This window comes from Nostoc punctiforme PCC 73102 (assembly GCF_000020025.1).
Taxonomy (GTDB): Bacteria; Cyanobacteriota; Cyanobacteriia; order Cyanobacteriales; family Nostocaceae; genus Nostoc; species Nostoc punctiforme.
Genome location: NC_010628.1, coordinates 6,537,048 through 6,549,669, shown reverse-complemented (window position 1 = coordinate 6,549,669; position 12,622 = coordinate 6,537,048). Strand labels below are relative to the sequence as shown.

The following is a 12,622-nucleotide window of genomic DNA, read 5'->3' as shown; positions in this document are numbered from 1 at the left end:
AGAATTTTTCAGCTTTTTCTCTTATTGCATCTTCCCTCTGTCGTTTTAACAGGATGTACTTGTTTTTTCCAATACTAAGAATGGGTATACTCACTCTATGCCTACAGAAAACTTTATGGATATTTTATTTTCTAACTGGCAACACACACTCCAACTCCTTGGTGTTGACCAGTTAGCGGCTGAGAAAGCCTTTAATCAATTGGTTGCAGCTTACTCTACCCCTGGTCGCTACTACCATACACTTAAACACATTGATCGCGTCCTCAGCACAATTCAGATTTTGCAAGGCTACACCAATAACCTAGCTGCTGTTCAACTAGCTGCCTGGTTTCACGATGTAGTGTATGACACTGAAGCTCAAGATAATGAAGAACGAAGTGCAGACTATGCTTTTGAGTTGCTGAGTAATTTGGGTATTCCAGAAAGTATCATAATTACTGTCACCCGTCTGATTCTGAACACTAAAGACCACCAAGCTGCGGTGAATGACTATGATAGCCAAGTTTTACTTGATGCAGATTTAGCGATTTTGGCTGCTAACTCAGTGGAATATGAAGAATACGCCCATGCTATTTGCCAGGAATACGGCTGGCTTCCAGAGAAGGACTATATCACGGGTCGTCAGAAAGTTTTAGAACGATTTTTACAGCGATCGCATATCTATTTTACGCCTTTAATGTTAGAGTTCGCCGAACCCTCTGCCCGTGGCAATATCCAGGCAGAAATTCAGTCTTTATTGTCTGATTAATTTTACAGCACGGTCGCAGTGAATGGAATGATGCCTCCGGCACACCAAGGGCGAACATGGCTACATAAACAAAGACCAGCAACTTGAGCTAAAAGAAAATTAGCAAAGGTTAAACCCTTTATTTTTAACCCGCATAAGCGGGTAAAACCTCGTCTACACGAGGTTTGTAACCGCTAAGTCGAATCTCCTACTGCTAGAAATTTTGAATTGTTTAACGTCTACCACCACCACGATGAGGCACTTCAACTTCAGTCTCTTGTAACTTTCTTTTCGGGGCAAATACTTCTTGATGTTGTTGCTGCTGAATTTTCTGCTGTGCAAACTTGACACGGGTACGAACTCCGAGGTCGGCATCTGTATCGAGTAGTTGCTGTAGTTGATTTGTAATCCGCGACGCTTGATCGGGTAAAGTAACTGCTATTGCAATGGCTAATGTTTCTAAACTCGTCACTGCTGCATAACGGACTACCCATTCTGGATCTTGAGAAATTAGTAATAGTGCTTCTAATACCTCAGTCTGAATAGATTCTAGTTTCTCAGCAGGTACTTGATGCCAGCGCAAAGTGCCTAATCCTCTAGCAGCCGCCCGCCGCACACTTAAAGAAAAATCGGTTTTTGCTGCCTCAAATAAGGTATCCAGCGCCCGGACATCGCCAATTCCCGCTAAGGCACGAAGTGCCCAAGCTCTAGCACCATAGTTATAGTCATCAATTAGTTCCAATAGTGGCGATACTGCGGCTTCTCCGATCGCAATCAATCCATCTACCGCCGCCACGGCCGCTCCTGGATTGTTGTAGCCCAAAGCTGCAATTAGAGTAGGAACAGATTCCTCTATACCTGCTGCTGCTAACTCTTGAACTGCGTCTACTAAGCGCTCTGACGAATCTGCTTCTTGTACAGCACGGATCAATATTTGGGCAAGATCGCTGTTATTCATAACAATTTTTCATGAGTAATTAGCCGTCAGCCAATTGTAGCGTAAGTTATCCGTAGTTGACATCATACATAAACCCCCTAACCCTTATTTTGTAGTTGGGTTGGGGGTTTATCTGTAATAAACATTTTTTTGTAACGTATTAATAAGAACTTACTCTCTAGAATTTATGACTACAATAGCGAGTCCATCAAATTAATCACTTTAATTGCACCTTCTGACAAAGTGCTTGGTGTTACGTAATTGACTTGATGTTCTAGTAATCCTTTGAGAGAAATGAGTTTCAGGCTATTTTCAGCAAGAGTCTGTGCGATCGCATCTGCTGCGGGTAAATATCCAATAGCTCCCAAATCTGCTAACACTGCTCGACGCAATTGCAATCTCTCACCTGCCAAAGCCTTTACCAACCGTTCTCCATAAGCTGGTTCTTCGGTTAATTGATACATAGCCCGCGCGGCAGCATATTGCACCAATTCAATTGGATGCTCTAAAAATGGCTTTACCAAGGGGATAAACTCAGTTGCCCTCAAGGTTCCCAAGGCTTCTAAAATGGCCTCATAGGGTTGAGATAAATCAGGCTGCTGTGAGACAAGCTGCTCTGCCTGTAAACCTACTGCTAATAGCTTGATCAGGGCGGGAATACAAACCGGATCGCCTAGCATTTCTAAAGATTGTGCTGCTGCTTCCCGCACATAAAAATCTGAGCAGTCTAAACACGCAATTAAAGGTGATACTGCTTGGCGATCGCCTAGTTTTCCCAAGGCTCTAGCTGCGTTCCGTCTTAGAGGATATCCGCCTTCTGGTGTTCTGTCGGCTTCATCCTCTAAAGCTTTGATCAGTCCTGTAACCGCAGCTGGTTCACCTATACGAAACCTACCCAACCACCAGGCAGCATAAAATCGCAAACCTAAATCTTCACTTTCTAGATTAGCGATCGCTTGTTCTACTGTTAAAGATCCACCATCAACATCACCTGTCGCTGATAAATCTTCAAATTTCTGTGGACTGGAATTCATTAGGAAGAAGGATGATCGCTTTGTTCGCTGTTTGTTGTCGTTTCAAGGTTTAATGGCTGAATACTGACTATTTTACCGCCCAAGCGACTAATTCGCTGCATTTCTTGATTCATCCGGTTCTCAGGCACTGTGATAAAGACACTGGCACTAGAACGAATTGGATAGTTGGTTTTTTCGGTTTCTTCGCTTTGGCGTAAACCTACAACTTCATACCGGAAGTTACGACTACTAGTTCTACCACTAATTTGTCCAACCATAAATCACTTCCAAATTTCAAAATTTTTATTGATTGGTCAATAGTCATTAATCAATGACTATTGACTATTGACAAATGACACTAAAGGGGTTTTACACTGGCTATTTTACCACCTTGTTTTACCACTCTTTGGAAGTAACTAGATAGTTCTTCATAAGGTATTACCACCGCTTGATTGACACGGCGTGTACTAGGATAACCAGCACCAAAAACGCCTGCTACTTCAATTCGGTAGAGTCTGCCTTCTTTACCAAAAGTTCCTGCACCACCAAAAGTACTGTTGGGGGTAACACCTTTTTCGGAAGGAACGTATGAAAAACCAGAAGAAGCACCGGATGGAGGAACAACAACAGATGCACTGTTGCGGCCTAGTTCGGCTGCAAGGCGGGAGGATTTGCCTTTGAGTTGGGAAGTATCGCTACTGGCATAGCCGCGATAAAGTTGGAATATCCGGCTGAATCCTACAGTTTTCTGCCCTGTTTGGGTGTTAAAGCCGCGATAGTAAGGAACTATATTTTCACCAAAGCTAGATTGATACTCTGGCGAATCAATATAAGAATCGATGTCAGCTTCATATCCCTTGTTTTGGTACAAGTCCAAGTGATAGACCACTTCAGACTCATCATAAGGGGCACGACCCAACAAATGTTTATAGTTCAGTTCGATAACGCGAGTTTGGAAATTGTCGTAGAAAAACTTGGATTTGTACAGTTCTGATTTGGCAACTTGACGCACAAATTCTTGCACTGTATTTTTTCCATCGCGCAGGATAGATTCAGCACTTGTAAGCCGATCAGATGCCAATATATAGTTGTTGCCCAACACCTGACGATAGACGGCAGCGATTACTCTCTCTATATCTTCTTTACTTGCATTGGGACGCAATTCTACAGGAGATTGGTCGCTAAAAGGTTCCGTTCCTAGACGGGACGCTGCTGTTGTAATGGCCATTGGTAATTTTCCTTTTGTAATTAGTAGTTGGAAAAATTAGGAGTTAGGAGTTAAGAGTAGGGGTATAGTTAAGTTAGGAATTTCAAACTCATAACTTCTAAATCCTTACTCCTCACTCCCAACTCCTAACTCTTCACTTAATTGCCGATTCCCTATTTATACGGCAGTAATGCTAATAACTCTACTGCCCTTACGATTCAACTGCTGTAATTTACTAGAAAGTTGCTCGTAGGGTACGATTAATTCCGCAGTCCCACGGCGCACTACAGTTGAGTTGGGGGAAGCTGCTTGTAGCACTCTGATGCGATATGTTTCCCCACGACCACCTGTAGAGAGGCCGGTTAAGGCTCCAGCGGAGACTGGATAAATGGGTGAAGCTAGATTTTTAGCAACTTCCCAGGTTAGCCGTCCTTGTTTTTGTCCTTGGGCGCGATCGCTATTCGCATAACCCCGATACAGTTGGAACAGTCGGCTATATCCAACATTTTTCTGTCCTACTTGACTTTTAAAGCCTCGATAGTAGGGCACGATATTTTCGCCAAAACTTTCTTGATATTCTAATGAGTCAATGTAGGAATTAATTTCAGCTTCGTAACCTTGTGAGTTGTAAAGCTCAACATGGTACGAAATCTCTGACTCATCTTCTGGGGCACGCCCCAATAAATGCTTATAATTTAACTCGATAAACCGAGTTTGCGAATTGGAGTAAAAAAACTTGTCCCGATAGAGTTCCGATTGAGCAATAGCTTGCACAAATCCCCGAACCGAGATTAAACCTTGCTGCAAAAGCGATTCTGCACTTTCTAGACGCTCTCCCTCTAGGAGGTATGCATTACCCAAAACCTGGCGGTAAGCTGCCCGGATAACCACTGCTACATCTGCTTCAGTTCTATCGGGGCGTAGTTCTACAGGTGCTGAGTTTTCAAATGCTCCAATCCCTAGTCTTGCTGCTTGTCCCAAAGCTGCCATCTTTAAACCTCCTCAGTTTTTACTGCAAAACTGAAAACTTTTTAGAAAAATTTTTTCTAGTTTTTTAACAGTCTTTTGAAAATAAAACTGCCCGGAGAGGTAAGCAACTCATAGAACTCACTTGTCATAAGAGCTGATTTCCTCTCCGGGCTAAAAAAACACTCTAGCTTAGAGTATTGATTACATAGTCGATGTAGGAATTTGCTTCAACAGCTGGGTCGCCGCTTAGACCGTGGTTAGCTTTGATGTACTTGAGAGCTTCAATGTACCAGCTAGGAGACAGGTCAAAAGTCCGGTTGATTTCAGCCAAGCCAGAAATCAAGAAATCGTCCAAGGGGCCTGTACCACCAACAACTAAAGCGTATGTGATAATCCGCAAGTAGTAGCCAACATCACGAACACACTTGCCTTTACCGCGTGCATCAGACGCGAAGTTAGGGCCTTGTTGTTGAGTGGTGTAAGGGAACTTGTTATATACTGCTTGAGCAGCACCTTCGGTCAAGCGTTGAGCATTAGCGCTCAATGCTTTTGCTGCTTGTAAGCTAGCTGGAGCTTGACGGAAGCGACCAAAAGCAACTTGAATTTCGGTGCTGCTGAGGTAACGACCTTGAGAGTCAGCCGATGCAATTGCTTCAGTTAGAGGTGTTTTTGTCATTTTTGGTATTTCCCTTTTACAAAAATTTGGTTGAAATTTTGTTTTGTCCTAATGGACAACTATCTCAGTCAATAGCAGCAATATTTGCCTTAAGCTACTGCTGAAGCAGCACGATCAAAATAGCTAGCAATTTCAGCTGATAAAGCGCTGCAATCGCCTCTGGTGATGTTGTTTGTATCGTTGACAATTGCTAGGGAAGCAGCTTTTAGCTTTTGAATACCAACAGCAACTGAAGCTCCTGGGGTTCCCAATGCCAAGTAGGTTTCACGCAAGCCGTTGAGGGCACGATCGTCTAACACGCTGGAATCGCCAGCAAAGATTGCGTATGTGATGTAGCGAAGAATGATGTCCAAGTCTCTGATGCAAGCAGCAGCGCGACGGCTGGTGTAAGCATTACCACCGGGAGTGATCAATTGGGGTTGTTCTGCCCACAAATCACGAGCCGCAGCAGCAACAAGAGCGGAAGCATTGCTGGTAATACGGTTAACAGCATCTGCACGCTTGTTACCATCTTTGACTAGTTCACTCAATGCATCCAATTGTGCATCGGAGAGGTATTCCCCACGTGTATCAGCTTGGGAAACTACTTTTGCAAATGCATCTAAAACCATTGCGTTAAATCTCCTACTTTGCTTGGTTAAGAATAATTGGACTCAAAACTGAATGGTTCAGCTTTTTTTGATGTCAGCACTGCCTGACGAGTTACGAAAGGTTTAAAACAGACATCCACGAAATAAGTTTACGATCTCCAGGCTTTCAGATTAAAACTTTTGTTAAAAAACTTCAAACTTCTATGAACGACTGGAAAACCTGATTAAGATGTTGTTTTTTACTTCCAAGTTCTCTTTATACAATGCTGCCGCGTCATTATTTATTACAAATTATTGTTATGTTTGTTAATTTCATTTACATAACTTTACATTTAGGTTAACTTCTCAGCACTCTAAAAATACTGGAAATTTCTTTCAGGGAAATCCCTTAAAGAATGCGTAGGCGTAGTCCACCGCAGGTATCGCATCTTGAACTCTTGTAGTATTTGCTACTTGGCATCTTCTACCAAGGGCACACAGCATATTTACGGCTGCATTGTATCGATACAAAGTAATAAGTGCAATTTCTTCGCGTCTCTGCTCTCAACTTTTATAAAGAAAAAAGACTTGATTTTGGAGAATTTTTCATGATACTCTGTATTCAATAGAAACTACGGTTTTTTGATAAAATTGCCGTAGTTTTTTGATTTATACAGGTATATCTGTAATTTTGCAAACTTGTGGTTAATGGCAACGGAAATCATCTATATGGTAAAAGACTGGTTTGAATGGCACGACCTCTACAAGAACGAACCAAAATTGCAACAACGCTTGCAAATTGTGCAGGAATACATTTCCTATAGCTTGAATTTGCCCGAACCAGGGTTAATCCGTGTAGTTAGTGTTTGCGCGGGCGATGGACGAGATTTGCTAGGAACGCTATCAAATCACCCACGAGCAAAAGATGTTTATGCCCGACTCGTAGAGCTAAATCCACACCTAGTTGAACGTGGACAACAAACAATAGAATCCTTGGGTTTGACAAAACAAATTGAGTTTATCAATGGTGATGCAACTCTCTCCTCTAATTATTTAGGAGCAGTGCCAGCAGACATTGTGATTGTCTGTGGTGTATTTGGCAATCTTGCAGATGAAGCTGAACTAAATCGCTTGCTAGCGAACCTGAGTTTTCTGAGCAAACAGGGTGCTTTTGTAATTTGGACTCGTGGACACTCTAACGGTATTCCCCACTCTGAGACTGTGCGTAAATTTTTCCGTGAATATGGATTTGAAGAAGTGAACTTCAAACTCACCGCAACCGGAGACATGGGAGTAGGTATTCATCGTTACCTTGGTGAAAGTTTAGCTGCACCCAAAGAACAACAGTTTTTCGCGTTTACTGGTGTTCCAAGTAAAGCCAGGTAAATTAAGTGGATAGTGATTGAAAACATTGATAAAATCCAGCGCTGGGCTGTTTTTAAATATTTGTTATTACTTACATTTCTGTAACAGTTAAAGTCCACTTGAGTGAACTTTAATTTTACCTATGTATTGTTTTTGTAAGTCCTATATCAATATCTACATCATTAAAAGGAATTGAGCTATTAGCCTTGGAATAAATTCCAAGGCGGGTTGACAACGAAGCAAGAGATTAAAAAGATAGGGGTAAAAACAAGGTTTTTAAATATGGGGTTCCTTTTCCCCTTTTCCCCTGATTATTAATTCCTGCCAAACACGCTGCCTAGGGCACGCGCCATATTTTGCGGTTGCATTGCATCCATTGCGGCGGTGGGTTCGTAGCCGCAGTGAACCATGCAATCGGCACACTTGGGATTACCACTCTTCTGTCCGTATTGACTCCAATCAGTTTGTGCCAGTAATTCCTTGAAGGTAGAGTAATAACCTTCGTTCAGCAGATAACAAGGTTTTTGCCAACCGAGAACACTATAACTAGGGCTACCCCAAGGCGTGCATTCGTAGTCCTTTTCACCAGTAAGAAAATCTAAGAACAGTGGATTGTGATTGAAGTTCCAGTTTTTTTCACCAGCTTTGTAGGGAGCCAGAATTTGCCGGAAGAGGGTGCGGGTTTGTTCGCGGTGGAGAAAATGATCTTGATCTGGTGCCCACTCGTAACTGTAGCCGGGAGAAATCATCATCCCGTCAGTATTTAGGGTTTCCAAAAAGTCGAAGAACTCTTGCATGTCTTGGGGTTTAGTACCCTCAAAGATAGTTGTGTTAGTGGTGACACGAAAACCTTTAGCTTTAGCAGCGCGGATAGCTTTGACGGCAATATCAAAAACACCTTGGCGGTCTACACAATGATCGTGTAACTCGCGCATTCCATCTAAATGCACGCTAAAAGTCAGGTAAGGTGAAGGTTGAAACTTATCCAGGCTCTTTTCTAACAACAAACCATTGGTACACAAGTAAATATATTTCTTGCGCTCAATTAATCCTTGAACAATTTCATCAATTTGGGGGTGTAGCAGAGGTTCTCCTCCAGGAATTGATACAACTGGTGCGCCGCACTCTTCCACTGCGGTAAAGCACTGTTCTGGGGTGAGATTTTGCTTTAATATTTCCTTGGGATGTTGGATTTTACCACAACCAGTACAGGCTAGATTACAACGAAAAAGAGGTTCCAACATCAATACTAAGGGGAAGCGTTTACGTCCTTTCAAACGCTGAGTAACCAGATACTTCCCGATATCCATAGCTTGTTGTATATTAACTGCCATTGTTGCGATCGCTCCTCTTTTATAAAAACACCACAGGAAAACATAAAACCTTCTTAGGGCCGCAAGGTCTTGCACCCCTACTGTCTATTGCATCCACACATAAATCGCTATATTTTTCATTTGACATAACCCTGAGCAACAAACCAATCCACAGCATCTTTGAGTGCTGCTTTCAGCGAAGATTGAGGTAGACCTAACTCTCGTACAGCCTTTGAAGCATTGTAATACATCGGTTGTTTCGCCATCCGAACACCATCCAATGGCACTGAGGGCGATTTTCCCAAGGGTGCGAGAATATTTTCATCAACCCAGGCAGCAGTAAAGGGCAACCAAGCGGGTACTGTGCGTTGAGGTGCGATCAAACCTGTGATATCGGCAAGTTGTTCGAGTAGTTCTTTGAGACTTAGATTTTGATGACCTAAGATATAGCGATCGCCTGGCTTACCTCGTTGCAAGGCCAGTAAATGCCCCCACGCTACATCCCGCACATCGATAAAATTAAGACCAGTATCTAAATAAAAGGGCATTTGCCGTCGTAAAAACCGTAAGATTATATCACCTGTCGGGGTAGGTTTGATATCTAACGATCCAATAGGGCTGCTGGGATTGACAATAACTACCTCTTGACCTGTAGCAACGGCTTGCATGGCTTCTTGTTCAGCCAGAAACTTAGACTTTTTGTAGTTACCCACCAACTTTTCTAGGGGACTCTGATGTGTTTCATCGACCACTTGGCCAAACGGCCCTACCCCAATTGCGGCAACTGAACTGGTATAAACGGTGCGTTCAATGCCAGCTTTATTAGCTGCTACCAAGACATTGCGCGTACCCAGAACATTATTATGGTGAAGTAAATCTCGGTCTGTTTGCCACAGAGAATAATGGGCTGCGACATGAAATAGATATTGACAACCTCTCATTTGTTGCCAGAGATTTGGATCGTTCAAATCGCCTTTGACAATTTCTACCTCCAAACCGCGTAGATTCTCCAAATTGCTACTTGAGCGTACCAGCGCTTTGACTGTGTAACCCTCTTTCAGTAACAACCGTACCAAGTGGGCACCAATAAAACCCGTACCCCCCGTGATAAAAACTTGCATCAACTTCTCTCTCTCGTCTGAAAGCGGGGAAACCAATCATCTAAAATAGTGTAGACTACCGGCACGACAATCAAGCTGAGGATAGTTGAAGTTACCAGCCCACCAGCGATCGCTACAGCCATAGGCGATCGCAATTCCGAACCTGCACCAAAACCCAATGCGATCGGTAGCATCCCCAAAATGGTGGAGGCAGTAGTCATCATAATTGGTCTGAGGCGAACTAATCCAGTGTTGAGGATTGCCTCTGTGCGTTCTGTGCCAGCATTGCGTAACTGGTTGATATAATCCACAAGCAAGATGGCATTTTTATTGGCCAGCCCCAGCAAAAAGACGAAACCAATCAGCGAAATCATACCAAAATCGCTCTTAGTGATCAGTAGTGCCAACATTGCCCCCACCAGTGCTAAAGGCAAAGATACACCAATCACCAGAGGGTCTACCCAGCTTTTGAACAGCAAAATTAGTACCACTACAATACACAAGGCAGATAAAGCCAAAGTACTGCCAAAACTGCTAAAAACTTCACCTTGGCTAGCTGAGTCTCCTCCTAAATTTAACGAAACATTAGAAGGTAACACCGCCTTAGCTTCAGCTACCACTTTATCAGTAGCATCACCCAAAGATAGATCCTTGCCAAGATTAGCACTGACATAAGCTACTCGCTGATTATTCAAACGCTCGATCTGAAAAACCTCACCTTGAGGATTTGTTTCACCTGTAACTGTGACATCGGCAAATCCCGGCAATCTCTGAATTCTCTCTTTAATTGCCTTGACTGCTTTACTTAAGGCTTGAAGATCGTCACCGCGCAAAGCTATTTGGAGAGGTTTTTGACCGCCAGAATCAACAAACTGAATATCTTCCACACTGGTAGTTACCCCAGAAAGGACAGGTAAAGTGGAGCGGAATTGATCTTGTAGTTCTCCAGTTGTGATTGTGCGGTCTTCCTTTAACTTTATATATAGTGTGCCTTTATTCGGCTCACCCTCACGAGAACCAACAGTAGTAAATACCGTTTCAACTGCTGGTGATTTTCTGACTACATCTTCTAGTTTTTTAGCAACTTGAAGAGAATCGTTTAAGGGATTGGGGATTGGGGATTGGGGATTGGGGATATTGCTCCCTTGTCCCCCTCTACCCAAATCGGGAATACTCGGTAAAGGAGCAGTATAAGCAATATTGAATTCGCCGCGATCGAGTTTGGGAATAAACCCTTTGGGGATGAGTGGAATTAGCGCTATACCTGCAATAAAACTGAGTACAGCTAACCCGACAACTATCTTCCGGTGATTCAAAGACCAACTCAGCAAATTTCTGTAAGATTGGGCAAATGCCACCCAACTTCTTGCTTCCCGACGCAGGGAAAGCGAGGGTCTAGGTTTTAGCCAGTAAATAGCCAGAACTGGAGATAAAGTCCGAGCAACTAGCATAGAAGCAAGCATCGCTGCTGAAACAGTGATACCGAAGGGCTTAAAAAACTGCCCAATTACCCCACCCATCAAACCTATGGGTAGGAAAACTGCTACTGCTGTCAAGGTGGCGGCGGTGACTGTTAATCCAATTTCATTGGTTGCTAAAAGTGCCGCTTGGCGAGGAGTTTCTCCATCTTCAATGTGTCGCATGATGTTTTCTACATCCACGATCGCATCATCAACAATACTCCCAATCACCAAAGCTAAAGCTAACAGCGTAATTGTTTCTAAGTTGAAACCGAAAATTGCCATGACGATAAACGTCGCCAACAAAGACGTAGGAATCGCCAAGGCAGAAATTAGGGTGGCTCGCCAATTCCATAAAAAAGGAAAAATTACCACAATGGACAACAAGACTGCTTCGAGCAAAGCATCGATAGTTGATTGGGTGGCTTGGCGGATATATTTTGCTTGGGTAGCAGCTAAGGTGAGTTTGACATCCTTGAGGGTATAGCGTAGTCTTTGGACTTCTTTTTCAACTCGACTCACCACTTCTAAGGTGTTAGCGCTACCGCGTTTGATTACCTGAAATGCTAGTGCATCTTGCCCGTTAAATCTAACTAATGTTGCGCCTGCTTGGGGGATGGCTGCTGCACTCAGATTCGATGGGTTTAGGGGAGGAGTTGCAGTCGCACCGCCTAACAGTGAGACTTTCAGGACTCCTGGTAGTTTAGCGATCGCACTGACAATCTCGTCTTTCGCCAACTTTGTCAAATCTGTAAGATTCCGGGTGGGACTCTCAATCGCATAGCTAATGGCGGCTGACTCGTTCAGGTTCAGAGGAATAATTTTAGAAGTCGCTCCTTGAGGCAAAGTCAGCTGCTTGAGGGCAGTTTCCACCTTTTTGGTTGATGTTTCTAAATTCGTACCAACGGCAAAAGAAAGGCTAACGGCTGTTTGACTGGGATAGGTGGATGAGCGGATATTCTCCAGTCCTTCTAGAGAACGGAGGCGTTCTTCCAGGGGTTTGGTGAGCTTCGTCTCTGTATCCAAGGCAGTTGTCAGGGGGGCTGTAGCATTCACAACCACGACTGGAAAGGTAATATCTGGAAATAAGGCGTACTTAAGGGAACTGAAAGCCAGAATACCAGCTACCGTTACGGCAATCCAAAAACTCACCGTCAGCCACGAAAATTGAATCGCAAATTTAGAAATATTGAATACTTCTCGTGCAGATTTTGAGTTACGAAGCTTTACCATCTTGGAAAATTATCGTGTGGGTGACACAATTATTTAGTCATGCTACAGCAATC

General features: G+C 43.3%; 12 protein-coding genes. 2 read left to right on the top strand and 10 right to left on the bottom strand.

Features of this window, described 5'->3' with window-relative positions; all coding sequences use genetic code 11:
* The first annotated feature begins 97 nt into the window (after nucleotides 1–97).
* Complete coding sequence (locus tag NPUN_RS26795) at nucleotides 98–748, top strand: HD domain-containing protein (RefSeq protein ID WP_012411568.1); 651 nt, start codon at nucleotides 98–100, stop codon at nucleotides 746–748.
* A 211-nt stretch (nucleotides 749–959) separates the two neighbouring features.
* Here NPUN_RS26795 and NPUN_RS26790 read toward each other — a convergent pair whose 3' ends face one another.
* From NPUN_RS26790 to NPUN_RS26760, 7 genes are all read right to left on the bottom strand, one after another.
* Nucleotides 960–1,685, bottom strand: a complete 726-nt coding sequence (locus tag NPUN_RS26790; protein ID WP_012411567.1) for a HEAT repeat domain-containing protein — start codon at nucleotides 1,683–1,685, stop codon at nucleotides 960–962.
* 170 nt (nucleotides 1,686–1,855) lie between these two features.
* A complete protein-coding gene (locus NPUN_RS26785) occupies nucleotides 1,856–2,698 on the bottom strand; it encodes a HEAT repeat domain-containing protein (protein ID WP_012411566.1) in 843 nt (280 codons plus the stop codon).
* Nucleotides 2,698–2,955: a phycobilisome linker polypeptide gene (locus tag NPUN_RS26780; protein WP_012411565.1), complete on the bottom strand. Its 258-nt coding sequence runs from the start codon at nucleotides 2,953–2,955 to the stop codon at nucleotides 2,698–2,700. Before NPUN_RS26780 ends, NPUN_RS26785 begins: the two co-directional genes overlap by 1 nt.
* A gap of 80 nt (nucleotides 2,956–3,035) precedes the next feature.
* Nucleotides 3,036–3,905 (bottom strand): phycobilisome linker polypeptide, encoded by an 870-nt coding sequence (locus NPUN_RS26775; protein ID WP_012411564.1) that lies wholly within the window; start codon nucleotides 3,903–3,905, stop codon nucleotides 3,036–3,038.
* 156 nt (nucleotides 3,906–4,061) lie between these two features.
* Nucleotides 4,062–4,874, bottom strand: a complete 813-nt coding sequence (locus NPUN_RS26770; RefSeq protein WP_012411563.1) for a phycobilisome linker polypeptide — start codon at nucleotides 4,872–4,874, stop codon at nucleotides 4,062–4,064.
* A 163-nt stretch (nucleotides 4,875–5,037) separates the two neighbouring features.
* Nucleotides 5,038–5,529: a phycocyanin subunit alpha gene (gene cpcA / locus NPUN_RS26765; protein ID WP_012411562.1), complete on the bottom strand. Its 492-nt coding sequence runs from the start codon at nucleotides 5,527–5,529 to the stop codon at nucleotides 5,038–5,040.
* An 89-nt stretch (nucleotides 5,530–5,618) separates the two neighbouring features.
* Nucleotides 5,619–6,140 carry a phycocyanin subunit beta gene (locus tag NPUN_RS26760; RefSeq protein WP_012411561.1) on the bottom strand — a complete coding sequence of 174 codons (522 nt, stop codon included), beginning with the start codon at nucleotides 6,138–6,140 and terminating at the stop codon, nucleotides 5,619–5,621.
* Between the two features lie 687 nt (nucleotides 6,141–6,827).
* Here NPUN_RS26760 and NPUN_RS26755 point away from each other — a divergent pair.
* Nucleotides 6,828–7,484, top strand: a complete 657-nt coding sequence (locus NPUN_RS26755) for a class I SAM-dependent methyltransferase family protein (protein ID WP_041566436.1) — start codon at nucleotides 6,828–6,830, stop codon at nucleotides 7,482–7,484.
* 293 nt (nucleotides 7,485–7,777) lie between these two features.
* On the opposite strand, the gene hpnH is transcribed toward NPUN_RS26755, so the two are convergent.
* The 3 genes from hpnH to NPUN_RS26740 form a co-directional block, all read right to left on the bottom strand.
* Nucleotides 7,778–8,797 carry an adenosyl-hopene transferase HpnH gene (gene hpnH, locus NPUN_RS26750; protein WP_012411559.1) on the bottom strand — a complete coding sequence of 340 codons (1,020 nt, stop codon included), beginning with the start codon at nucleotides 8,795–8,797 and terminating at the stop codon, nucleotides 7,778–7,780.
* A 116-nt stretch (nucleotides 8,798–8,913) separates the two neighbouring features.
* Entirely contained in the window at nucleotides 8,914–9,897 is a 984-nt protein-coding gene (gene hpnA / locus NPUN_RS26745) for a hopanoid-associated sugar epimerase (RefSeq protein ID WP_012411558.1), read from the bottom strand.
* Complete coding sequence (locus NPUN_RS26740) at nucleotides 9,897–12,569, bottom strand: efflux RND transporter permease subunit (protein ID WP_012411557.1); 2,673 nt, start codon at nucleotides 12,567–12,569, stop codon at nucleotides 9,897–9,899. Before NPUN_RS26740 ends, hpnA begins: the two co-directional genes overlap by 1 nt.
* Nucleotides 12,570–12,622 lie beyond the last annotated feature (53 nt).

Coding starts and splice junctions, on each gene's coding strand:
- NPUN_RS26755 (WP_041566436.1), top strand. CDS start 6,828: ATGGTAAAAGACTGGTTTGAATGGCACGACCTCTACAAGAACGAACCA.
- hpnA (WP_012411558.1), bottom strand. CDS start 9,897: ATGCAAGTTTTTATCACGGGGGGTACGGGTTTTATTGGTGCCCACTTG.
- NPUN_RS26775 (WP_012411564.1), bottom strand. CDS start 3,905: ATGGCCATTACAACAGCAGCGTCCCGTCTAGGAACGGAACCTTTTAGC.
- NPUN_RS26770 (WP_012411563.1), bottom strand. CDS start 4,874: ATGGCAGCTTTGGGACAAGCAGCAAGACTAGGGATTGGAGCATTTGAA.
- NPUN_RS26795 (WP_012411568.1), top strand. CDS start 98: ATGCCTACAGAAAACTTTATGGATATTTTATTTTCTAACTGGCAACAC.
- hpnH (WP_012411559.1), bottom strand. CDS start 8,797: ATGGCAGTTAATATACAACAAGCTATGGATATCGGGAAGTATCTGGTT.
- NPUN_RS26760 (WP_012411561.1), bottom strand. CDS start 6,140: ATGGTTTTAGATGCATTTGCAAAAGTAGTTTCCCAAGCTGATACACGT.
- NPUN_RS26740 (WP_012411557.1), bottom strand. CDS start 12,569: ATGGTAAAGCTTCGTAACTCAAAATCTGCACGAGAAGTATTCAATATT.
- NPUN_RS26780 (WP_012411565.1), bottom strand. CDS start 2,955: ATGGTTGGACAAATTAGTGGTAGAACTAGTAGTCGTAACTTCCGGTAT.
- NPUN_RS26785 (WP_012411566.1), bottom strand. CDS start 2,698: ATGAATTCCAGTCCACAGAAATTTGAAGATTTATCAGCGACAGGTGAT.
- NPUN_RS26790 (WP_012411567.1), bottom strand. CDS start 1,685: ATGAATAACAGCGATCTTGCCCAAATATTGATCCGTGCTGTACAAGAA.
- cpcA (WP_012411562.1), bottom strand. CDS start 5,529: ATGACAAAAACACCTCTAACTGAAGCAATTGCATCGGCTGACTCTCAA.